This window comes from Actinomyces sp. Marseille-QA0893, assembly GCF_976954355.1.
The window spans coordinates 304347-323701 of sequence record NZ_CDRJSY010000001.1 but is presented as its reverse complement, the minus strand read 5'-3'; the positions used below and the strand labels follow the sequence as shown (position 1 = coordinate 323701).

Below are 19355 nucleotides of genomic sequence, written 5' to 3'. Positions count from 1 at the left end.
TTCTCCAACGACGCACGGACCTCGGTGTCACGGAAAGGCTGAGGAGACCAGATGGAACAGCTGCAGGGCTGGCGCAAGTTTGACGATTGGGGCTCACAGAGCGCAATCGCTGAATTCCTGGGTGAGACCCCAGGTCCCAGGCCTGTTTCGGAGCTCTGGTTTGGCAATCACCCCGATGGTCCAACACTCATCAATGATGGGCGAACCCTGGGTGACCTCATTGCGCAGGATCCGAAAAAAGCCCTTGGCTCGGGCATCCTCTACGCCTTCGGAACCAACCTGCCCTTCCTCATGAAGGTCATTGCACCGGACGAGACACTCTCTCTTCAGGTTCATCCCACCAAGGAAATCGCGCGTGAGGGCTACCTGCGCGAAGAAGTTCTCGGAATCGAGCGCACCGCGCCGAATCGCTCCTACCGGGACATGAACCACAAGCCCGAGATGCTCTACGCCTTGACCGATTTCGATGCACTTATTGGCTTTAGAGTGCCTCGAAAGGCGCGTCGACTCCTCGAAGGGCTGGATGGGGAGCTGGCCGAATTGCTCCGCCGTCGCCTCAACCTCTCCACGGTTCGCGGGGGCTTGCGTTCTTTGGCCTCGTGGGTCTTCGATATCGATTCACCGGTAACTCCGCCGTTGGTGGAAGAATTTGTCGCCGCCTGCCGGAGCCGCCTCGAAGCAGGGGAATCGCCTTCGCTTCGCGCGGATCAACTGGTGTGTGAGCTCGAGGCCGCGCACGGTGGTGACGCGGGAATCATCCTGGCATTCCTCATGAATCCCGTGTCTTTGCGTGCAGGAGAAGCGGCCTACATTCCGCCGCGCCAAATCCACGCCTACCAGCGGGGACTGGGCGTTGAGGTCATGGCGGCCTCGGATAACGTTATTCGCGCGGGGCTCACCCACAAGCACGTCGATAGCGCGCAATTGGTGGAAATCGCTGAATTTTCGGCGCTCCCGCCGATTCGCCTCGCTCCCGAGCACCCCAGCCCGCACTCGGATCGCTTCCTCGCTCCCGCGCAGGAATTCGAACTCACCGTGACGACCTGCACCCCTGAACTCACCGCTTTGCGTGTCCCGGGCGAGGGTCCGCGCATTGCCCTTGTCACCCGTGGTCGCTTGAGTTTGTCGACCGAAGCGGGGGAGTGCACGCTGGGGCAAGGCGAGGCCGTCTTCATCTCTGCCGCGGAACACCACTTGCGTATCGCGGGCGAGGGCGAGCTCGTTCAGTGCTCCGCCCCGTGATCGGATTTCACAGCCCACACAAAGGGTGAGCAAAACTCTTCCATGCCTTGCGCCGTGATGCTACAGGCATGAGTAATCTTCTTGAACCTATTGTCCAAGCCGTTGTTTCTCTTGTTGGTGCCCTTGGTGCACCCGGCGTAGGTATTGCTGTTGCTGCGGAGAACCTCTTCCCGCCCATCCCCAGCGAAGTGATCCTGCCTTCCGCAGGCTTTGCTGCGGCCTCGGGAAGTATGGGGCTGATCAGCGCAATCGTGTGGGCGACGCTCGGATCGGTGGCTGGTGCGCTGGCCCTGTATGCCTTGGGTGCATGGTTTGGCCGGGCGCGCTTCTACTCCCTGGCCGCGAAGATTCCTTTTGTTAAGGAGGCCGACATCAAGCGCGCGGAAGCATGGTTTGTGCGCCGAGGCCCGCTTGCAGTTCTCCTGGGACGCATCGTCCCCGTCGTGCGGTCTTTGATTTCGATTCCGGCCGGTATTGAACGAATGAAACTGCTGCCCTTCACCGTGTACACGGCAATTGGTTCAGCGGTGTGGAATTCGATCCTTATCGGTGCTGGATATGCGCTCGGCGCGAATTGGGCGCTTGTCGAAGAATGGATTTCGCGATACCAACTTATCGTTTTTGCTCTGGCTGGTATTGTTCTGGCCGTGTGGGCGGTCAAAAAGTGGACAGCTCGCAAAGCCTTAGTAAGCGCCGCAAAACCGCGCCACATGGCGAAAAGTGTACGCAAGGCCTCGTCCATTTCCTGATCTGGGTGAGAACTAGCCCCCGTGCGGAACTAGGGTTGAAACAGTTACAAAAATGTCATTGGGGGAGTAAACGATGAGTAAGCCCTTGCGTTCAGCAACATCAACTCAAGGCCGCAACATGGCCGGAGCACGTGCGCTCTGGCGCGCGACCGGCATGGGGGACGGAGATTTCGGCAAGCCGATCATCGCGATCGCGAACTCTTTCACCCAGTTCGTTCCCGGCCACGTCCACCTCAAGGACATGGGCGAGCTTGTCGCCGGCGCAATCCGCGAGGCGGGCGGCGTCGCGAAGGAATTCAATACCATCGCCGTTGATGATGGCATTGCTATGGGCCACGACGGCATGCTCTACTCGCTGCCTTCGCGCGAGGTGATTGCGGACTCGGTGGAGTACATGGTCAACGCTCACCGCGCGGACGCCTTGGTGTGTATCTCGAACTGCGACAAGATCACTCCCGGTATGCTCATCGCTGCCATGCGCTTGAATATCCCAACGATCTTCGTCTCCGGTGGCCCGATGGAGTCTGGTGCCTCCATTGAAGGAGTTGTGGAGCACCGTCTCGACCTGATCGACGCAATGGTCATGGCCGTGGATAATTCGATTTCGGACACCCAGCTTGCCCAGGTTGAGGCCAACGCTTGCCCGACCTGTGGATCCTGCGCGGGCATGTTCACCGCGAACTCCATGAATTGCCTGAACGAGGCTATCGGCCTCGCGCTCCCCGGTAACGGCACCACCTTGGCCACCCAGGTTGAGCGTAAGAAGCTCTTCTTGGAAGCTGGACACCGCATCGTTGATATGTGCCGCGCGTACTACGACAACGATGACGATTCGGTTCTGCCGCGCTCGATCGCTACCAAGCACGCTTTCGAGAACGCGATGAGCTTGGACGTTGCCATGGGCGGCTCCACGAATACTGTTCTTCACATTCTTGCGATCGCTCACGAGGCCGGGGTTGATTTCACCTTGGACGATATCGATGCGATTTCGCGTCGCGTCCCTTGCCTGTGCAAGGTGGCTCCGAACTCAACGACCTACCACATCGAGCACGTGCACCGTGCCGGTGGAATCCCCGCCCTGCTTGGCGAGCTTAACCGCGCGGGCCTGCTGAACCGCGATGTGCACTCCGTCCATGCTCCTTCCTTGGAGGAGTGGCTGGGTGCGTGGGATATCCGTAGTGGCAGCGCCACTGACGAGGCCAAGCATCGCTACCTTGCAGCGCCCGGTGGCGTGCGCACGACCCACGCTTTCTCAACAGCGAACCTCTTCGAGTCCTTGGAAACGGATTCCGAGAATGGCTGCATTCGCGACGTCGAACACGCATACACGAAGGATGGTGGTCTGGCAGTTCTCTACGGCAACATTGCGGAGAACGGTGCAGTTATTAAGAGCGCAGGTATTGATGAGTCACTCTTCCACTTCGTTGGCCGTGCATTCGTTGTGGAGTCTCAAGAAGAGGCCGTTGAATCGATTCTGAGCAAGAAGGTTCAGGAAGGCGACGTCGTCGTCATCACCTACGAGGGCCCCAAGGGCGGACCGGGTATGCAAGAAATGCTCTACCCGACCTCGTACCTCAAGGGACTGGGGCTGGGTAAGAAGTGTGCGCTGATCACCGATGGTCGTTTCTCTGGCGGCACTTCTGGTATCTCGATCGGTCACATCTCTCCCGAGGCCGCTGCAGGCGGCGCAATCGGTTTGGTCCGCACTGGCGATGAGATCGAGATCGACGTCAACAAGCGTCTGCTTCGAGTGAATGTCAGCGATGAGGAACTTGAGCGTCGCCGCGCTGAGAAGGGGGCCGCTCCTTGGAAGCCCTCCAAGCCTCGTTCGCGTCACGTTTCCGACGCCTTGAAGGTCTACGGAATGCTTGCCGCGTCTGCGGATAAGGGCGGCGTGCGTATTCTTCCCGACTGGGCATAGGACCATTGAGAGGAAGGCAGATGACTCTGGCGACCGCTGGCCGTTGGGGCTATGCACTTGTGGCAATTGCCGCGTGGCTTGGTGTGGTCCTCACGTTGGTCATTACCGCTGTCGACGGGTATTCTCGCGAGGCCGTGGCCCGGCCTGGGATGTTCGGTGGAGCTCCCTTTGGCTGGGCCGGGTTTGGCCAGAGAATGATCGAATGCCTGTCTTACTTCACGGAGTGGTCGAATATTCTGGTTGCCATTGTCGCAACGCTCATCGCACTTCGAGGCAGTGAGATTGGCTCGTGGGGACGCGCGTTGCATTTATGTGCGCTCATGATGATCACAGTGACGGCCATTGTTTATCACTTCTTGATCCGTCCAACTGAGGTTTTGAGCGGCTGGTCTGTCCTGACAAACCCGCTCCAGCACGTCGTTGTTCCACTCCTGATGATCGTCGTTGCATTGGCATGCGGGCCGCGTGGAGGAGTCAGCGGTGGAGTCGTCCTTAAGGCTCTGGTCATTCCGATTGCCTGGATCATCTACACGCTGGTTCGTGGTGCCTTCGTCCACCAGTACCCTTACGATTTCGTCAATGTGACGGTCTTGGGCTACCAGCAGGTATGCGTCAATATCGTCGCAATCTTGTGCGGGGCGCTGGTATTCCTCGGTGCGATCGTTGGGATCGATTGGATCGCCGGGAAGGCGCTATCCCCGCGCAGCTAAGCGCCGGGCCCCAAAAACTGCGGTTCCCACTCGAACGATTGTTGCCCCTTCTGCAATCGCCCATTCGAGGTCATTACTCATCCCCATCGACAGCTCAAGGGTGTCTGTGGGGAGGTTAAGCTCTTTGGCGCAGTGGTCACGTAGCTGGTGCAGCTGGGCGTATCCGCGGCGCACATCTGTTTCGGCAGAGGAGTTGAGACCGACGGTCATAAAGCCTGCGAGGCTCAGGTGCGCCGAGGAGGAGACGGCCTCGAGAAGGGCAGGGACATCGGTGGGGCTGCAGCCGTGTTTGGTGTCTTCGCCAGAGATGTTTACTTCGATGAAGACGGGGAGTTTTCGGCTCAGGCGTGAATCGATTTTCTGGACGAGTGGGGCAGAATCAATCGATTCAATTGCGTCGACGCAGGCCAGGGCCTGATTGATCTTGTTCGATTGGAGCGGGCCGATTAAGTGGATCTGTGCTCCCGCTACCTGTCTAATTGCTTCAACTGTTGCCGTTGCTTCCTGGACGCGGTTATGCCCCAAGAGGATCGGCTGTCCCAGATCGCTCAAGGCTTGGGCTGCCTCGCGACATTCCTCGGGGGTGCGAGTTTTTACCGCGAGTTCTAAGGCGACGCGATCGCTGCGACCGGCGGCCTGGCGTGCGCGGTCGATGCGGTCAATGGCCTCGGCAATCGCTGAAGGAATAGTCATGGTCTCAGTGTAGCCACACGACTCAGGGAGAAATCGGGGGAGAATCAGGGGAAAAGCGAGCGTCAATTGAGGGGCGGCTGTGCGAGACTTGATGCAGTACAACTTGATGGAAGGAATGAAATGCGCTTCTGGCTCAATATTATTTGGCTAGTTTTCGGCGGTTTCGTACTGTTCTTGGACTACATCTTTTTCGGATTGCTCGCGTGTATTTTCATCGTGACAATCCCGGCGGGTATCGCCTCGTTCCGCATTGCGAGTTACATTATCTGGCCCTTCGGTAAACGAGTTGTCCCGATGCCTGGAGCTGGTGCTGGTTCGGCACTGATGAATCTGATCTGGTTCTTCATTGCCGGTATCTGGCTGGCAATCGGACATGTCATCACGGCTTTCTTCCAGGCCATCACCATCATCGGTATTCCCTTGGCGATTGCCAATCTGAAGCTCATCCCGATCACCTGCTTCCCCTTCGGCAAGATGGTGATCGATGATCCGCAGGCGACCTTCGTCTAAAGTGCCGCTCCGCTGTTTGTGGTGAAACTCAGGGCCGGGCTGATTTCCATCAGCCCGGCCGCTTTCTATTTTTGCTGAAACCAAAAGACTGTTTCCTTGGGACTTACACTGGGGGTATGGCTCGTAAACACTCCAAAGATCACGCTTCAGGCCCCACTCACGCAATTGAGGAATTGAACGAGGCCGGGGTTCCTTTCGTTGTTCACGAGTACGAGCATGATCCTTCCGCGCGTGCCTACGGTGAAGAAACCGTTGAGAAATTGGGGATCGACCCAGCAATTGCTTTCAAGACCTTGATGGTCAAGCTTGAGCCGACGGGGGAGTTCGTGGTGGGGTGTGTTCCCGCGCTTGCGCACCTGTCAATGAAGCTCATTGCCAAAGCCGCCGGAGCGAAGAACGCGGCTATGGCTGATCCTGCCGTTGCGCAGCGCCGTACGGGCTATGTCGTTGGCGGGATTAGTCCTTTGGGGCAGACAACAAAACATCGAATCTTTATCGATTCCTCATGTTTGGATCATGAAACGATGCTGGTATCGGGAGGCCGCAGGGGAGTGAGCGTGGAGCTGAGTCCGCTTGACCTAGCGGAAATCGTTGGTGCCGAGGTCGTTGATCTTGCAGCGCAGGCCTAATCGTCCGGAGTGGCGCACTTTTGCATTTTCATTGCGCTCTCTGACTGATGCGATCGAACTCGGAAAAGTGTATGACACGCTTACCCTTGAATAAGGGAAGATATATGTCACATGACGTACATTGTGTTGGCATTGTAAGATTTCTGTTGTACATCTGTTTGTCGAAGGGGCTGAGTCATGAAGACTGCAACACTCAACATGCGTGTGGACCCAAGCGTGAAAGAAGAGGCTGAACGGGTGTATGCCCAGTTTGGGATGAACCTCACCGACGCAGTAAACGTGTTTCTGCACAAATCGATCATGGAAGGTGGTTTGCCCTTCGAACTGCGCCCCCCTCGTTTCAATGCTGAAACTGAAGCTGCTATGCGTGAAGCTCGTGAAATTGCTGCCGGACGTGTCGCTGCTAGTCGCTATATGTCGGCATCGCAGGCGTTCGCTGATGTCGATGATGAGTGACTCTCAACAAGGGCGACGGTCCCTTGTGATGACAAGTCAGTTCAAGAAGGATTTGAAGCGGGCGCGTAAACGGGGGCTTCCTATCGGGGAACTTGAAGCGGTCATCGACGCGATCCTTGAAGGTGCAGACTTGTCTCCGAGACATCGTGACCACCTTCTGAGCGGCGATTATGCGGGGTTTCGCGAGTGCCATATTCAACCGGATTGGTTACTGATCTACCTAGATGAACCTGAGCTTTGCGTGGTGACAGCAATTCGTACAGGTTCCCACTCCGACCTGTTTTAGTGGCACCCTGCAAACCGCTGGAATTGAAATTGCCCGACAGCCGTGACCGAGTTCAACTTCTGTATCCGAGCTGCCTGATAGACTGCAGAAATGACCTGTGAACCCGGGCTTGTTCCTGAACTTTCCGTCACCGATTACGAGGCCTCCCGGCATTTCTGGTGCGATCTGGTCGGTTTTTCCCTCCGCTATGAGAGGCCCGAAGAGGGGTTTGGATACCTCGTCTTAGGTAATGCGCACCTGATGCTCGACCAGATCAACCAGGGGAGGACGTGGGCGACCGGCGCGCTTGAGCCACCACTTGGTCGCGGGATTAACTTCGAGGTACAAGTCGAGAACCTAGATCCTGCGTTGCAGCGCATCATGAGCGCAGGGTGGCCAATCTTTGTTGAGCCTGAAGAGAAGTGGTATCGAGCAGGTGATATTGAGATCGGTGTCCGTCAGTTCTTGGTTCAGGATCCTGACGGCTATCTCTTGCGTCTTCAGCAGGAGATTGGCGAGCGTCCTGTGGGGGAGAACGCGTCGCGATCTTTGTAGTAGTCAAGGCTGTCGATTAAGACTTATCCCCGCTCGTGATCCTGCCAGATCCTAGGCAGAATGCTGTTGTGTGCTCACTGAGCGTATCGTCATAGATACTCGTTTAATCCGTCTATACCCCCTAATGTTGCATCGGAACAGACCCACCACTAAGGTAGTAATCAACCGATTACAACAAGAGGAAAATGATGAAGATTCTCGTTATTCAGGGCAGTCCAGACGCTGAAAGTTACTCTCATCAACTTGCTTCCGCATACGCCGATGAGGCGCGCGTTGCTGGGCACAATGTGCGGATAATCGACCTTGCGAGAGAAGACTTCGATCCTGTTCTGCGCTATGGATACCGCCAACATATGGAGGACGAAAGCGCACCTATGCGATACCAAGAGGACATCGCTTGGGCGGATCATCTCGTGTTCAGTTTCCCGATCTGGTGGTCAGCTGAGCCCGCAATTCTTAAAGGTTTTCTTGATCGCACTCTCACTCCCGGATTTGCGTACCGTTACATCGGTGCTAAGAGCCAGGGACTGCTGGAAGGTAAGACCGCAGCGCTAATCGTCACGTCACGTGCGCCATCGTTCATTTACCGCCTCTTCGGAGGTCCGATTTCGCGGTGGAAGCAGATGATTCTGGGATTCGCTGGGATTCGACTCACTAAAACTCTAATGCTCGGCCGGATCGAGCAGGACGTGGATACTCCCTCATACCGCGCTGCATTCGTCGAAAAGGTTCGTGCTTACGCTCGCGGATAGACTGTATGTAACAGTGGCACTGAGAGGATGAGACATGGTTGCGACGCGTATGCCTGCGAATGAGCGCAAGGCGCTCATGCTAGAAGCTGCAGTGCGCGTGTTCGCTCGGGTCGGCTACGCTGCGGCCACGACCGACTCGATCGCGCGTGAGGCAAGTGTCAGTCAGGCATACGTCGTGCGTTTCTTCAGATCTAAGGAGACGCTCTTTGAAGAGGCTGCTACACATGTGGTTGAACAGCTGTGCCAACGCTTCGTCGAAGCCCCGGTGTCGCCGGATGCAAGCGAATTTGAACGCCGACAAGCGCTAGGGGATATGTACGCGGAGATCGTGAGGGACCGCGACACATTCATGATGATCGTACGTCTCTTCATGATGGGATCCGACCCGCGTTTTGGCCAGCTCGCCCGCGAGAGTTTTGCTCGCGTGTACCGTCTGCTTCGGGATGAAGGCGGAATGGATTCAGCCCAGGCCCGGCTCTTTCTTTCTCACGGTTTGCTGATCAACCTGGTGCTTTCTCTTCGTCTATGGGAAGGCGAGAAAGAACTATCGGATGAGATCCTCGAATTCCTTGGGGATGGTCGCGTGGAAAGTATTTATTTACTTCACGAGGGCGACACCTTGCCGGGTGAGGGAACCCCTACCGCGCGTCGACCGTGAGCACTGTCAGAACCGCCCGCTTTTCCTTGTCAGAGGCAGCCAAGTCCACGAGGGCGGCAATACGCCAGTCCATATTGCCTTCAGGATCCGTGATGGTCTGAGTCGCCAACCAGACCGAACCGGCGGGAGCCTCATCGACAGCCCGCGCAAGGGCCTCAATGCGACTGCGCTGATTGGCGTTATCCCTGGCGGAGAAGGACATCAAGGCCAAGATGTCTTCGCCGCTGATCTGTTCTTCCAAGGCACAAAGCGCTTGGGAACGCGCGCCCTGATTGATGTCGATCCAATCGTGTTCAGCCCAGTAGCGTTCTAGGGCATGATCCCAGTCATCGCCGGTCCACGGCGCAACCTCAGCAAAGAGTCCATCGGCATCCGCGGCCTGCGCGCTTGCTCGCTCAAGCCCATCGACATCATCACGACTCATCAACTCAACAAAATTAAAGAGCGCCCGACGTACGGCATTGCGGAAAGCATGACGATTTGCCGTGAAAGCAATAACTCCGGACTCATCGGCTCCAAATGCGCGCTCAGCTCCAACGGTAGAAGAAACCCCTTCGGCCTCGGTCAATTCCTCCCCGTTCATCATTGCTTCCCACTCATCCAGAAGAGAAGAATCAACACTTCGGATCAGATCAGCCAACCACGAAATCATGGACTCAAGTTCCTCGGTCATGATTTCTTCTGGGATCACTTGACGCATCATTCGATAGGCATCACTGAGATAGCGCAAAATGACGCCCTCTGAGCGCCCCATGTCGTAACGGGAAATGAGCTCGGTAAAGGTCATGGCGTTTTCAATCATTTCGCGGATGACCGACTTGGGAGAGAGTTCAAGATCTCCCACCCACGGGTTTGAACGCGCATAGACGCTGAAAGCGGGGGAGAGGAGTTCTTCCAAAGGCTTAGGGCACGAGATCTCCTCTAGAGCAGCCATGCGCTCGTCATACTCCATCCCCTGAGCCTTCATGGAAGCAACGGCCGCCGCCTTTGCCTGGTTTTCTTGCGCATACAGCAGGGGCCGGGGATCCTCAAGCACGGCCTCGACAATGGAAATCACGTCAAGGGCAAAAGTCGGCGAATCCGGGTCGAGCAGCTCAAAAGCAGCCAAAGCGAAGGGAGAAAGCGGCTGATTGAGCGCAAAATCATCCGGCAAATCCGCAACCAATTGCAACCTAGAGACACCCAACTCCTGAGCCCGGGCACTGGAGAGATGCTCGACAACCCCGGCTTGGAGAAGAGAAGTATAAATATCTGCAAGATGACGGATATGCGGGTTCGCAGGGAGCGGTGGGTCATCGTTGTGCAATGCCAAATCGACGAGATGCTCTGCAGGATCTCGCCCAGCATCTGCTGCTCCGCCCAACACGTTGAGAACAGTGGAGTGAGTCATCTCGAAGTGAGACTGCAATGCTTCAGGGGCAGCATCGCGCAGGCGCTCAAAAGTCGAACGAGACCAGGTAATCTGGCCTTCCTTGGGACCGCTGCGCTTCTTGGATGCCTTCTTCTTCGCCTTCTTCGCCTCGCGTTCATCACGAGCCGCCTCTTGAGCAGCCGTTAAACGGGCGCGCTCGCGGGCCGCCTCTACTTCGTGCTCGGGGGCCAGAACTCGGACAAAACCAACGGTGTCGAAACCAGCGCGCCCCGCGCGTCCTGCAATCTGGTGGAATTCACGCGAACGCAGGTGCCGCATCTTGCTTCCATCAAACTTCACCAAGGAAGTGAGCAAAACCGTGCGAATGGGGACATTGATACCGACTCCAAGGGTGTCAGTTCCACAGATGACGGGGAGCAAACCCTGCTGGGTCAGGCGCTCAACGAGGCGTCTGTAGCGCGGCAGCATTCCCGCGTGGTGAACCCCAATCCCGTGAGAAAGAAGGCCACGCAGAGTCTGCCCAAAGCCCTTCGTAAACGGCACTGTCGAAATCTCGCGTGAAATCTGAGAACGAATTTCAGGAGAAATGAGCTTGCGATCACTCAGAGCAGCGGCCGTATCAACCGCATCTTTTTGGGAAAAATGAACGATGTAGATCGGGTGACGTCCCTCTGAAAGAAGGCGCTCGACCGTGTCCTGAAGGGTGTCAACAACATAGTCGTATTCCAAGGGAACAGGACGCTGCGCATCGGTAATTTCCACCGTCGGCCGTCCCGTGCGATCCGTCCATTGCTTGCGAAAAACAGTCGTATCACCAAGCGTCGCGCTCATTGCAATGAACTGAGGACGCGTGAGCTCAAGGAGTGGAACCTGCCAAGCCCAGCCTCGTTGGGGATCAGCATAGAAATGGAACTCATCCATGACGATCATGTCTGCGTCTAAAGTCGATCCCTCGCGCAAAGACTGATTCGCCAGGATTTCCGCAGTACAGCAAATAATCGGAGCGTCCGCATTCAAAGACACGTCGCCCGTCACCATGCCGACGTTTTCGGCGCCAAAAAGCGCCACTAAATCAAAGAACTTCTCTGAGACCAGTGCTTTCAAAGGCGCGGTGTAATACGAGCGCCCACCATGTGCCATCGACACAAAATGTGCAGCCAAAGCAATCATTGACTTGCCAGAGCCCGTGGGCGTTGCCGCAATGACGTGGTTTCCCGACAAAATTTCAATGAGAGACTCATCTTGGTGACGGTAGAGCGGACGCCCCGTTGATGATGCCCAGGATGAAAATGCCTCATACAGGGCATCGTCGTCGGTCAATACACCGCGATCTTCCAGATCATCGAGGAGTTCATTCAGTGGCGCGCTCATGCTTCTATCTTCCCAGACGTCCCCTCATTTGCGTCCAGTTTTCGGCCGCGTTCAAAGAAAATGCGTAAAGACCTGTAAACTGCTGGGCACACACCACCCGATCGGCCACCGCGCACCTGCGCGCCCGCGCACCACGGCCTCGTACGTATTGGAGAAACGAATGGCGAACCTCGCACAGTCCATCCAAAACATTGCTGACTGGATTACCCTGCACATCACAGTGTGGGTCCTCATCGGAACCGGTCTGTACTTGACTTTGCGCTCGCGGTTCATGCAAATTCGCCAATTCCCCGAGATGATCCGATCGATCTCCGGCTCCCGAGGCGGCGCAAAGGGTGGAATTTCTTCCTTCCAAGCCTTCACGATCTCGCTAGCTGCGCGCGTGGGTGTCGGTAACGTTTTCGGCGTGGCCGTTGCTCTTCTCGTGGGTGGCCCGGGTGCAATCTTCTGGATGTGGGTCGTTGCCATCGTCGGCATGGCGACCGCCTTCTTCGAGGCCACGCTTGCCCAGGTCTTTAAGGTTCGCTCCGCTGACGGAACCTTCCGCGGCGGTCCTGCGTACTACATTGCCCTCGGGATGAAGAACAAGATTCTGGCCAGCATTTTCGCCATCATCACCGTTGTGACCTGCGCATTCGTTATTACGTCGGTGCAATCCAACGCCATTGCTTCGACTCTTCTGTCCGCTTTGAGCCCCTCGGCTCGTGAACCAATCGCGGGATTGGGAGGCCTGTCCAGCGCACACCTGGTCATCGCTGCGCTTCTCTTTGTGTTCTCCGCAATGGTGATCTTCGGCGGAATTAAGACCGTCGCTCGCGTGACCGAGTGGATGGCGCCGATCATGGCCACCGTCTACGTCATCATGGTTGCGGTGATTTGCGTAATGAACCTGCCCAAGTTCGGCGCTGTCATCGGTCAGATCTTCGCCGCAGCTTTCGCTCCGCAACCGACCCTTGCGGGCTTGGGTGGTGGAATCCTCGCCGCGGTCATCAACGGTACGAAGCGTGGCCTCTTCTCGAACGAGGCCGGTCAGGGTACCGCGCCCAACGCTGCGGCAACCGCGACCGTATCGCACCCCGTTCGCCAAGGTCTCATCCAGTCTCTGGGCGTTTTCGTTGACACGATCATCGTGTGTACTGCAACTGCTTTCGTCATCTTGATTGCCGGCGAGAAGGTTTGGTCCAACCCCGAGGCAAATCCGGCGAACCTGACAACCCTTGCGGTTGCCGATCAACTGGGACAGTGGACCATCATGCCCATGTCGATCCTGATCTTCGTTCTTGCCTACTCCTCCGTCATTGCGGCTTACGTCTACTCCGAGATCAACCTGTCTTTCGTTGTCAAGTCCAAGGCTGCAACCTGGGCGGTACGCATCATTTCCGTGGCCTCGGTCGTCATCGGTGCGCTGACCACCCTTGATCTGGTCTGGAACGCGGTTGATATCGCAATGGCCATCATGACGGTGACGAACCTGGTTGCTTTGATTGTCCTTGCCCCTTGGGGTTTGGGCGCGCTGCGCGATTATGAGTCCCAGCGCAAGAGTGGCATTGCTGATCCGGTGTTCGTTGCGAAGGATAATCCGCTCCTTCCTGGCGACCTTCCCGGCGATGTGTGGGATGGGGAGCCTACTTCGCGATAGGCTACTTGCGACACAAAGGAGGTCGTCATGCGTATCGCTCGTTTTTCTCAAGGAAGCTCGATTTACTACGGAGCTTTAGAGGATGAATCGACTCGAATCGTTGGCTTGAAGGGTGACCCGCTCTTTTCGCCTGTCGAACCCTCGGGCCAGATTTTTGAGCTGGACGAAGTACGACTTCTCTCGCCTGTCATTCCTCGTTCCAAGGTTATTGGCCTAGGCGGGAACTATCCTGCTCCGGGCGCAGCTCCGAGCAATCCCCCTGCGCGTCCCAGCGTTTTCTTGAAGCCGAACACTACGGTGATTGGCCCCGATGACCCGATCGTCTTTCCTTCTTGGGGACAGGAAGTCTTTTACGAGGCCGAGCTTGCGGTGGTCATTAAAACCTTGGCCAAGGATGTGAGCGTTGAGGATGCTCCTTCGGTGGTGCTGGGCTATACCTGTGCGAACGACCTGACCGCGGCGGATGCTGCACGCGAGGACGGCGGCGCGCTTGGTCGCGCTAAGAGCTGGGATACCGCGTGCCCGCTTGGTCCATGGATCACGGTCGGTTCTTCTTTCGACCCTGATAATGCCCAGATCACGCTGCGCATTAACGGGGAAGAACGGGGGAGTGGAAGCACCTCGCAAATGGGATATTCAATCGCTCAGATCGTGTCCTATGTGTCGGGAATTTTCACTCTACTGCCCGGTGACGTGATCCTAACGGGCACTCCTGCCGGAGGTCGCCTGAATTCCGGTGAACGCGTTGAAGTCGAGATCGAGGGCATTGGAACGCTGACAAATCTGGCGATGTGAACCTTATTACAGATCGCATAGTGACCCTTTTTCTCCATGAATTTTGCGCCCCGGGGGACGACGGATGTAGCGTAAAAACATGGCAGATACGTCAGGCTTAGGTGGATTTGGTAAACACCACAGCAGTAGTACAGACGAGGGTGCCTTTGGCGGTGTTGATGAACTGCTAGCAGCAATCGACGCACAAGTCGATGAGTCTAATAAAGCTGCAGCAGGCGCCTTCGAATTCGTTGAACGCATGAGGGATATCCGCGGCGAAGGTGAATCAAAAGATCACGCGGTCCGCGTCGTCGTTGATTCCTCGGGCACTCCCATTGAGGTTCAGGTTCCTGACCATCCGGCTCTTGGCCACGCCTTCCTTGAGGCGTTTAAACATGCTCGTCAAGATGTCGGTGCTCGCGTAGCAGATGCTGCTGTCGATGCTTATGGAGATTCCTCTATTGAAGCTCAAGTGCTCGTAAAAACCTATGGTTCGCATCGAGAGCACGCTGATGAAAACACTGGAGCTCATGCCGCATTCGATCATTTCGGTCGTCTAGATGCGGGAGCACTTCGCCACGGCGGAGACAAGTGAAGGTCATTTAAGGAGAAAAGATGAATGAAGTAGCCTGGCAGCCAGGTGACGCTGCACTTCTTGCAGGACGCATCGCATCTCAAGCGGGGGAAGTGAAGTCTTTGGCCAGTAAAGCCCGCGGTGGGCGTGTCGGCTCTAATGCTTTTGGCCTGATGATTTCCCCCTTGGTGACCCCAATCGCCGAACTCTTCCTGGACATCATGGGAACTGCAATCTCTCTAGCCGGGGAAAGTTGCTCTGATCTCTCATCCGCATTGAAGAAGGTCAATGCGAACTTCCAAGAGACGGAATCTGGCAACATCTCCGCTGTTCAAACTACCGGAGAGATGGCTAATGGAGGTGCTCGCTGATGGCTGCTCCTCACACTCCAGGGTCCACCGCAACAAAGCCCGCAGGCGGGCAAGCTGGGGCGTCGGCCTCGGCACAGGGGGGAGAAGATCCCTGGTACACCGGAGGCGGCGCGCTTGAAGATATCGCAGGGATTTCTTCCGCTGTTAGCTCGGGAAACTGGGTCCAGGGTGGTTTGAGTACTGCATCGTTGATTGCTGACACTGCGTCTGCCTTCATCGATCCTCTGGGAACCGCGTTGTCGTGGGGAGCAGCGATCATCATGGATCACTGCCAGCCCCTTCGCGGATGGCTTCAAAAGCTCGCCGGAAATAAAGACGATGTCCTTCAAAAGGCAAACTCGTGGCGCAGCGTGGCCTGTGCCCTGGAAGAAAATGCGACGCGCCTGAAGACAAACGTCACCTCTTTCACGCAGTATTCACGAGGCCAGGCAGCCGAATCCTTCGCAAAACGAGCTGGTGGAATCGGCGTTTTGATCGCGGGTGCGTCAAAGGGTGCGCACGCCCTCGCTGAGGGAATGAAAGTTCTCTCATCTGTCGTTGAAATCGTGTACTCGATGGTGCGAGACGCGATTGCGCAGATTGTTGGAACCTTCATCAGCGCGGTTGTGCAGGCATTCCTGAGTGCCGGACTTGCCTTGGCGAAGCTTATTCCCGAAATCGTCATGCACGTGAAGAACTGGGCGACGAAACTGGCGAAGTCGGTCAAGGATTTGATTGCTACAGCGGGCAAGCTTAAAGACTTGTTCACTCACGGGCGTGAAGCAGTGTCCTCGATCATGTCGAAGATCAAAGAAGGGATTGCTGGCCTGAAGTCCGGTGAACCCCACGTGCCTCATACTCCTGAGACGCCTCGAGAACACTACAGCTCGCCCGTCGAGGTTGACCCTTCCTCGGTGCGTACACGTGAGGATTTGCTGAGGGACGCTCCGAAGGATACCCGCGATCCCGGCCTTCCTGACGCAGTTATGCAGGAGGGACGCATTGAGGGCCTCTCCGGTGCTGATTTTGTCAGGAAACCCGATGATGTCTGTGGTTATGCACCCGATGGCACTCCGCGCAATTATGAGGGATGGAATCGGGACAATCGCATTTTCTACGTTGATGAGGATGGAGTAGCGACAGAAGCTACTAAGTGGCCCGATCACGATGGCTATAAGGACGGGGTGCGAGAGTATTCAACTGCTGAAGAATATGCAGCTGAACACGGCCTCATTGTGGACCGCATTGGTAACCCTCGCGGCGGTTATTTGGGGGCTGTCGAAAACGGCCATGTCTCAACCTTTGAGGAACGTGCTTTGGCGCCCGGATCCGTCCATGAGCCCTATTACCAGTACCAAATCAACCCTTCCAACATGCCCGAAGGATGGCAGATCGAGCACGGTACTGCGGCGCCGTGGCAAAGCGAGGCAGGCGGTGCGCGTCAGCTTCGTATCCTCGACGCGAAAGGTAACTCCAAGAGCGTTGCGGACCTTCTCGATTTGGGTATTTTGCAGGGTGTGGAGGTTCCTGTTGGACTTCGTTGAGCGTTTCGCCCAAGCGGTGAGTGCCGCCTGGGGGGATCAAGTTAGGGGAAGTCTAGAACCAGGCTATTCCCTGGTGGTCTACCCGTCTTCTGTTGCAGCAGAACCATTCGGCGTGTATTTCGACGACAATACGTACTCCTTTTACACGCACGAGCGCGGTTCACGTATTGGTCCCGAGTTTCAATCTGACGATGTCAGAGTGATCGAACACTGTCTGACTCTGCGCGTGGGCAATGCACTTCGAGTTGCGCAGGGCTTCGAAAAGCTAGCGTTGTACAACACCGCTCCGATCCGTTCTGGATGGACCATGGTTCGATCGGCATCGGCAGATAATCCGGGGTTCACGGGGATTCGTTCAGATCGCGGTGTCTTCTATCCCTGCGCGTGGGCAAACCGTTGGCTGCTCGCGGGTCTCTCTCACGTTGTTGAGTATTCGCCGCTCGACGTGTTGGAGTGCTACTTGCGTCCAGACGCTGCACCGCTGCTCAGCGAATGGCTCCAGAAGAGATAAGTGAGCCTCGATAATGAAGGCAGAGCTCGGTGGCAGCTTTCTCGATCGCTTAGCCTCGGCGCTTGACGACGCTTGGGGAATGAAAGTGAACGGGAGCTTTACCGCTGACGCTGGGATTGTCTTCAACGCCGGAGTTTTTGCCGCTCCCCACGAAGAGTCCGATTACCAAGAGGGTGTCTATTCCTTCTACTACTGCGAGCGTGCCTCCAGAGGTGCTGCTCTGTTCCAGACGACTAATCGGGACGTTTTCGACCACTGCGTACTTCAATACTATGGAAATCCTCTGCGCCGTCGATACGGTTTTCCCAAATTGACACTGGGAGACACTGCTTCAATCCGTTCGGGGTGGGCAATGACTCACACCGATTCTTCGCTTCGACATGATTACCTCGGGATTTGCTCGGAGGATGGGAGCTTCTATCCGTGCACAACGAGCGATTTTCGCCTGCTCGCGGGGCTCTCTCACGTGGTTGAGTATTCGCCGCTTGAGGTGTTGGAGTGCTACTTGCGTCCAGACGCTGCGCCGCTTTTAACGCAGTGGCTTTCGAAGCCCGCAGGATGACAAGTTTCGTGGCATATGATGGGGAATAGCTCGCGGAAAGGTGAAATACATGGATTCAACGACACCAGAGCCTAAGGAGCCGCAGGGTCCTTGGCGTTGGCTGATGGACAGTGAAGAGGTCAGTTCTTCACTGGTGCGTTCCAGCATTGAGCAGTTCACCAGCCTGGAGGCCTACACCTCTAAGTTTGGCGATATGGTCGACATGATCGGCTACCCCTATCTTTCGCGCGTGTGGCAGGTTGATCCCAATGGCAAGCCCTATTCCTTCGAACAGCGCTGCCTGGCAATCACCGATGTCCACTCGCCCTACTACGCGTACACGATTGCGAAGCTTCCCGTATATGCGTTGATCGTGACCGGCCTGACTGCGCCGAACTTCGGTATGGAAGGCGGTGCGCGGGAAGTGCGTTTCATCTACGGTGGCGAGCTTCTCACGGTCGTGGAGTGTGTTGAACTGGGAATCTTGAAGGGACGGGCTGTGTCATGAGTGTTACCAGTCAACTGATCGAATTCGCTAAGTCCTCCGGTGCTTTCTGGATGAATCGCGGCACTGGTATTGCACTGACGTGGGATAGCGGTATTTACTGGCATAATTTGTGGACCGAGCACGATGATCAGGGCACTTTGCTGTACAAGTATGGTCCCAGTGAGCGTTGGGAGGATCGCTCGACTTTCGTTGCTTCGCCCTTCGAGGATTGGACGGCGAAGGGCGCGATTATCCACGTGGGCGAGTTCGCACGTAGTTATCTAGGTTGGGATCCGATCATCATTCCGCAGGTTGATTCTGATCCCGTTGCTCATCCTTATGTGTATTCGCAGTTCTTTCCGTGGGTTGGAGGGCTAGAGCTGGATGGAAAAGTCCTGCCTTTGACCGTCCGTACAATGTTCCCCACCCACCGAGAACTCACTGCGTTTGCGCATATTGCGTCTGTTGATTCCCAATCGTTGCTGGATGCTTATATGTCTGAAGATGGTGGGATTCTGCGGAATTGGGTTCGTCGCAGTTAGTTGCTTGATTTTCGAGGCCGAGGCAGCCGGGTGGACGTGTTGAGTTCATCCGGCTGCTTTTCGTCTTGTGAAGTCTTTCTGGACCTTCTCTTAAATCTTGACATTGTGGGGGGCGTGGTTGCAGCGGGGGCTTGCACCTGCTTCAGTGTATGAACCCTACTATCAGTATGTGTTTACCGGTCATATGCCTGAGGGCTGGCAGATTGAGCACGGGATTGCTGCATCGTGGGAAAGCGAGTGCGGTGGGGTACGCCAGCTGTGAGTCCTTGATCAAACCGGACGACCCATGAAAATATCAGAACTGATTGAATCTGGCGTTTTAAAAGGCGTGGAGGTGCCTGTTGGACTTTAGCGAGCGATTCTCTCAGGCGCTTCAGGCGACGTTAGGAATGGAAATGTGTGGGCAGCTCGGCGAACCTGGGCTGGTGCGTTTTTCCCCTTCGACGGTGACGTTTGGTACTGAGGAGCTTGAGTATCGGGACGGTGTGTATTCGTTTTACCAATATGAGC

At 56.2% G+C, this 19355-nt stretch carries 22 protein-coding genes; 20 read left to right on the top strand and 2 right to left on the bottom strand.

The genetic code is table 11. The features are described 5' to 3' along the window. Window positions 1–51: 51 nt before the first annotated feature. From manA to ACWNMW_RS01505, 4 genes are all read left to right on the top strand, one after another. Complete coding sequence (gene manA, locus ACWNMW_RS01520; protein ID WP_034502588.1) at window positions 52–1242, top strand: mannose-6-phosphate isomerase, class I; 1191 nt, start codon at window positions 52–54, stop codon at window positions 1240–1242. 68 nt (window positions 1243–1310) lie between these two features. Further along, a complete protein-coding gene (locus tag ACWNMW_RS01515; RefSeq protein ID WP_449489805.1) occupies window positions 1311–1991 on the top strand; it encodes a DedA family protein in 681 nt (226 codons plus the stop codon). A 73-nt stretch (window positions 1992–2064) separates the two neighbouring features. Then, window positions 2065–3912 (top strand): dihydroxy-acid dehydratase, encoded by a 1848-nt coding sequence (gene ilvD / locus ACWNMW_RS01510; RefSeq protein ID WP_034502591.1) that lies wholly within the window; start codon window positions 2065–2067, stop codon window positions 3910–3912. Window positions 3913–3932: 20 nt separating this feature from the next. After that, window positions 3933–4622: a Pr6Pr family membrane protein gene (locus tag ACWNMW_RS01505; protein WP_449489804.1), complete on the top strand. Its 690-nt coding sequence runs from the start codon at window positions 3933–3935 to the stop codon at window positions 4620–4622. Here ACWNMW_RS01505 and ACWNMW_RS01500 read toward each other — a convergent pair. Then, window positions 4605–5315 (bottom strand): YggS family pyridoxal phosphate-dependent enzyme, encoded by a 711-nt coding sequence (locus ACWNMW_RS01500; RefSeq protein ID WP_449489803.1) that lies wholly within the window; start codon window positions 5313–5315, stop codon window positions 4605–4607. The genes ACWNMW_RS01505 and ACWNMW_RS01500 overlap by 18 nt on opposite strands. A gap of 120 nt (window positions 5316–5435) precedes the next feature. Here ACWNMW_RS01500 and ACWNMW_RS01495 point away from each other — a divergent pair, with 120 nt between their 5' ends. The 7 genes from ACWNMW_RS01495 (at window position 5436) to ACWNMW_RS01465 (ending at window position 9140) form a co-directional block, all read left to right on the top strand. Then, window positions 5436–5825, top strand: a complete 390-nt coding sequence (locus ACWNMW_RS01495; protein ID WP_034502599.1) for a YccF domain-containing protein — start codon at window positions 5436–5438, stop codon at window positions 5823–5825. Between the two features lie 116 nt (window positions 5826–5941). Then, the gene (gene ybaK, locus ACWNMW_RS01490) at window positions 5942–6454 is read left to right on the top strand and encodes a Cys-tRNA(Pro) deacylase (RefSeq protein ID WP_009409047.1); all 513 of its coding nucleotides are present in this window, start codon (window positions 5942–5944) and stop codon (window positions 6452–6454) included. Between the two features lie 177 nt (window positions 6455–6631). Then, window positions 6632–6910 carry a type II toxin-antitoxin system RelB/DinJ family antitoxin gene (locus tag ACWNMW_RS01485; RefSeq protein ID WP_449489802.1) on the top strand — a complete coding sequence of 93 codons (279 nt, stop codon included), beginning with the start codon at window positions 6632–6634 and terminating at the stop codon, window positions 6908–6910. Continuing rightward, the gene (locus ACWNMW_RS01480; RefSeq protein WP_449489801.1) at window positions 6798–7196 is read left to right on the top strand and encodes a type II toxin-antitoxin system YafQ family toxin; all 399 of its coding nucleotides are present in this window, start codon (window positions 6798–6800) and stop codon (window positions 7194–7196) included. The genes ACWNMW_RS01485 and ACWNMW_RS01480 overlap by 113 nt, the downstream gene beginning before the upstream one ends. A 90-nt stretch (window positions 7197–7286) precedes the next feature. Then, the gene (locus tag ACWNMW_RS01475; protein ID WP_449489800.1) at window positions 7287–7730 is read left to right on the top strand and encodes a bleomycin resistance protein; all 444 of its coding nucleotides are present in this window, start codon (window positions 7287–7289) and stop codon (window positions 7728–7730) included. Between the two features lie 185 nt (window positions 7731–7915). Then, a complete protein-coding gene (locus tag ACWNMW_RS01470; RefSeq protein ID WP_314212767.1) occupies window positions 7916–8482 on the top strand; it encodes an NAD(P)H-dependent oxidoreductase in 567 nt (188 codons plus the stop codon). Between the two features lie 34 nt (window positions 8483–8516). Continuing rightward, window positions 8517–9140, top strand: coding sequence for a TetR/AcrR family transcriptional regulator (locus ACWNMW_RS01465; protein ID WP_034502617.1), 624 nt, complete (start codon window positions 8517–8519; stop codon window positions 9138–9140). Here ACWNMW_RS01465 and ACWNMW_RS01460 read toward each other — a convergent pair. After that, window positions 9121–11883, bottom strand: a complete 2763-nt coding sequence (locus tag ACWNMW_RS01460; protein WP_449489799.1) for a DEAD/DEAH box helicase — start codon at window positions 11881–11883, stop codon at window positions 9121–9123. The two genes, ACWNMW_RS01465 and ACWNMW_RS01460, sit on opposite strands and share 20 nt — an antisense overlap. 160 nt (window positions 11884–12043) lie before the next feature. Here ACWNMW_RS01460 and ACWNMW_RS01455 point away from each other — a divergent pair, with 160 nt between their 5' ends. The 9 genes from ACWNMW_RS01455 to ACWNMW_RS01415 all read left to right on the top strand — a co-directional run bounded on the left by ACWNMW_RS01455 (window position 12044) and on the right by ACWNMW_RS01415 (window position 18845). Then, window positions 12044–13522 (top strand): alanine/glycine:cation symporter family protein, encoded by a 1479-nt coding sequence (locus tag ACWNMW_RS01455; RefSeq protein WP_448751004.1) that lies wholly within the window; start codon window positions 12044–12046, stop codon window positions 13520–13522. A 27-nt stretch (window positions 13523–13549) separates the two neighbouring features. Then, window positions 13550–14317: a fumarylacetoacetate hydrolase family protein gene (locus ACWNMW_RS01450; protein WP_299062361.1), complete on the top strand. Its 768-nt coding sequence runs from the start codon at window positions 13550–13552 to the stop codon at window positions 14315–14317. A 79-nt stretch (window positions 14318–14396) separates the two neighbouring features. Beyond that, window positions 14397–14891: a hypothetical protein gene (locus ACWNMW_RS01445; RefSeq protein WP_449489798.1), complete on the top strand. Its 495-nt coding sequence runs from the start codon at window positions 14397–14399 to the stop codon at window positions 14889–14891. 20 nt (window positions 14892–14911) lie between these two features. After that, on the top strand, window positions 14912–15241 hold the full coding sequence (locus ACWNMW_RS01440; protein ID WP_314212773.1) for a hypothetical protein: 330 nt from the start codon (window positions 14912–14914) through the stop codon (window positions 15239–15241). After that, window positions 15241–16764 (top strand): glycohydrolase toxin TNT-related protein, encoded by a 1524-nt coding sequence (locus ACWNMW_RS01435; protein ID WP_449489797.1) that lies wholly within the window; start codon window positions 15241–15243, stop codon window positions 16762–16764. Before ACWNMW_RS01440 ends, ACWNMW_RS01435 begins: the two co-directional genes overlap by 1 nt. Then, complete coding sequence (locus ACWNMW_RS01430; RefSeq protein ID WP_449489796.1) at window positions 16751–17275, top strand: hypothetical protein; 525 nt, start codon at window positions 16751–16753, stop codon at window positions 17273–17275. The genes ACWNMW_RS01435 and ACWNMW_RS01430 overlap by 14 nt, the downstream gene beginning before the upstream one ends. Before the next feature lie 13 nt (window positions 17276–17288). Continuing rightward, window positions 17289–17837 (top strand): hypothetical protein, encoded by a 549-nt coding sequence (locus ACWNMW_RS01425; RefSeq protein WP_449489795.1) that lies wholly within the window; start codon window positions 17289–17291, stop codon window positions 17835–17837. Between the two features lie 49 nt (window positions 17838–17886). Continuing rightward, on the top strand, window positions 17887–18324 hold the full coding sequence (locus ACWNMW_RS01420) for a hypothetical protein (RefSeq protein ID WP_449489794.1): 438 nt from the start codon (window positions 17887–17889) through the stop codon (window positions 18322–18324). Next, entirely contained in the window at window positions 18321–18845 is a 525-nt protein-coding gene (locus tag ACWNMW_RS01415) for a hypothetical protein (protein WP_449489793.1), read from the top strand. Before ACWNMW_RS01420 ends, ACWNMW_RS01415 begins: the two co-directional genes overlap by 4 nt. Window positions 18846–19355 lie beyond the last annotated feature (510 nt).

Excerpts from the sequence above, each read along its gene's own strand:
- manA (WP_034502588.1), top strand. The coding sequence starts at position 52 with ATGGAACAGCTGCAGGGCTGGCGCAAGTTTGACGATTGGGGCTCACAG.
- ACWNMW_RS01515 (WP_449489805.1), top strand. The coding sequence starts at position 1,311 with ATGAGTAATCTTCTTGAACCTATTGTCCAAGCCGTTGTTTCTCTTGTT.
- ilvD (WP_034502591.1), top strand. The coding sequence starts at position 2,065 with ATGAGTAAGCCCTTGCGTTCAGCAACATCAACTCAAGGCCGCAACATG.
- ACWNMW_RS01505 (WP_449489804.1), top strand. The coding sequence starts at position 3,933 with ATGACTCTGGCGACCGCTGGCCGTTGGGGCTATGCACTTGTGGCAATT.
- ACWNMW_RS01500 (WP_449489803.1), bottom strand. The coding sequence starts at position 5,315 with ATGACTATTCCTTCAGCGATTGCCGAGGCCATTGACCGCATCGACCGC.
- ACWNMW_RS01495 (WP_034502599.1), top strand. The coding sequence starts at position 5,436 with ATGCGCTTCTGGCTCAATATTATTTGGCTAGTTTTCGGCGGTTTCGTA.
- ybaK (WP_009409047.1), top strand. The coding sequence starts at position 5,942 with ATGGCTCGTAAACACTCCAAAGATCACGCTTCAGGCCCCACTCACGCA.
- ACWNMW_RS01485 (WP_449489802.1), top strand. The coding sequence starts at position 6,632 with ATGAAGACTGCAACACTCAACATGCGTGTGGACCCAAGCGTGAAAGAA.
- ACWNMW_RS01480 (WP_449489801.1), top strand. The coding sequence starts at position 6,798 with ATGCTGAAACTGAAGCTGCTATGCGTGAAGCTCGTGAAATTGCTGCCG.
- ACWNMW_RS01475 (WP_449489800.1), top strand. The coding sequence starts at position 7,287 with ATGACCTGTGAACCCGGGCTTGTTCCTGAACTTTCCGTCACCGATTAC.
- ACWNMW_RS01470 (WP_314212767.1), top strand. The coding sequence starts at position 7,916 with ATGATGAAGATTCTCGTTATTCAGGGCAGTCCAGACGCTGAAAGTTAC.
- ACWNMW_RS01465 (WP_034502617.1), top strand. The coding sequence starts at position 8,517 with ATGGTTGCGACGCGTATGCCTGCGAATGAGCGCAAGGCGCTCATGCTA.
- ACWNMW_RS01460 (WP_449489799.1), bottom strand. The coding sequence starts at position 11,883 with ATGAGCGCGCCACTGAATGAACTCCTCGATGATCTGGAAGATCGCGGT.
- ACWNMW_RS01455 (WP_448751004.1), top strand. The coding sequence starts at position 12,044 with ATGGCGAACCTCGCACAGTCCATCCAAAACATTGCTGACTGGATTACC.
- ACWNMW_RS01450 (WP_299062361.1), top strand. The coding sequence starts at position 13,550 with ATGCGTATCGCTCGTTTTTCTCAAGGAAGCTCGATTTACTACGGAGCT.
- ACWNMW_RS01445 (WP_449489798.1), top strand. The coding sequence starts at position 14,397 with ATGGCAGATACGTCAGGCTTAGGTGGATTTGGTAAACACCACAGCAGT.
- ACWNMW_RS01440 (WP_314212773.1), top strand. The coding sequence starts at position 14,912 with ATGAATGAAGTAGCCTGGCAGCCAGGTGACGCTGCACTTCTTGCAGGA.
- ACWNMW_RS01435 (WP_449489797.1), top strand. The coding sequence starts at position 15,241 with ATGGCTGCTCCTCACACTCCAGGGTCCACCGCAACAAAGCCCGCAGGC.
- ACWNMW_RS01425 (WP_449489795.1), top strand. The coding sequence starts at position 17,289 with ATGAAGGCAGAGCTCGGTGGCAGCTTTCTCGATCGCTTAGCCTCGGCG.
- ACWNMW_RS01420 (WP_449489794.1), top strand. The coding sequence starts at position 17,887 with ATGGATTCAACGACACCAGAGCCTAAGGAGCCGCAGGGTCCTTGGCGT.
- ACWNMW_RS01415 (WP_449489793.1), top strand. The coding sequence starts at position 18,321 with ATGAGTGTTACCAGTCAACTGATCGAATTCGCTAAGTCCTCCGGTGCT.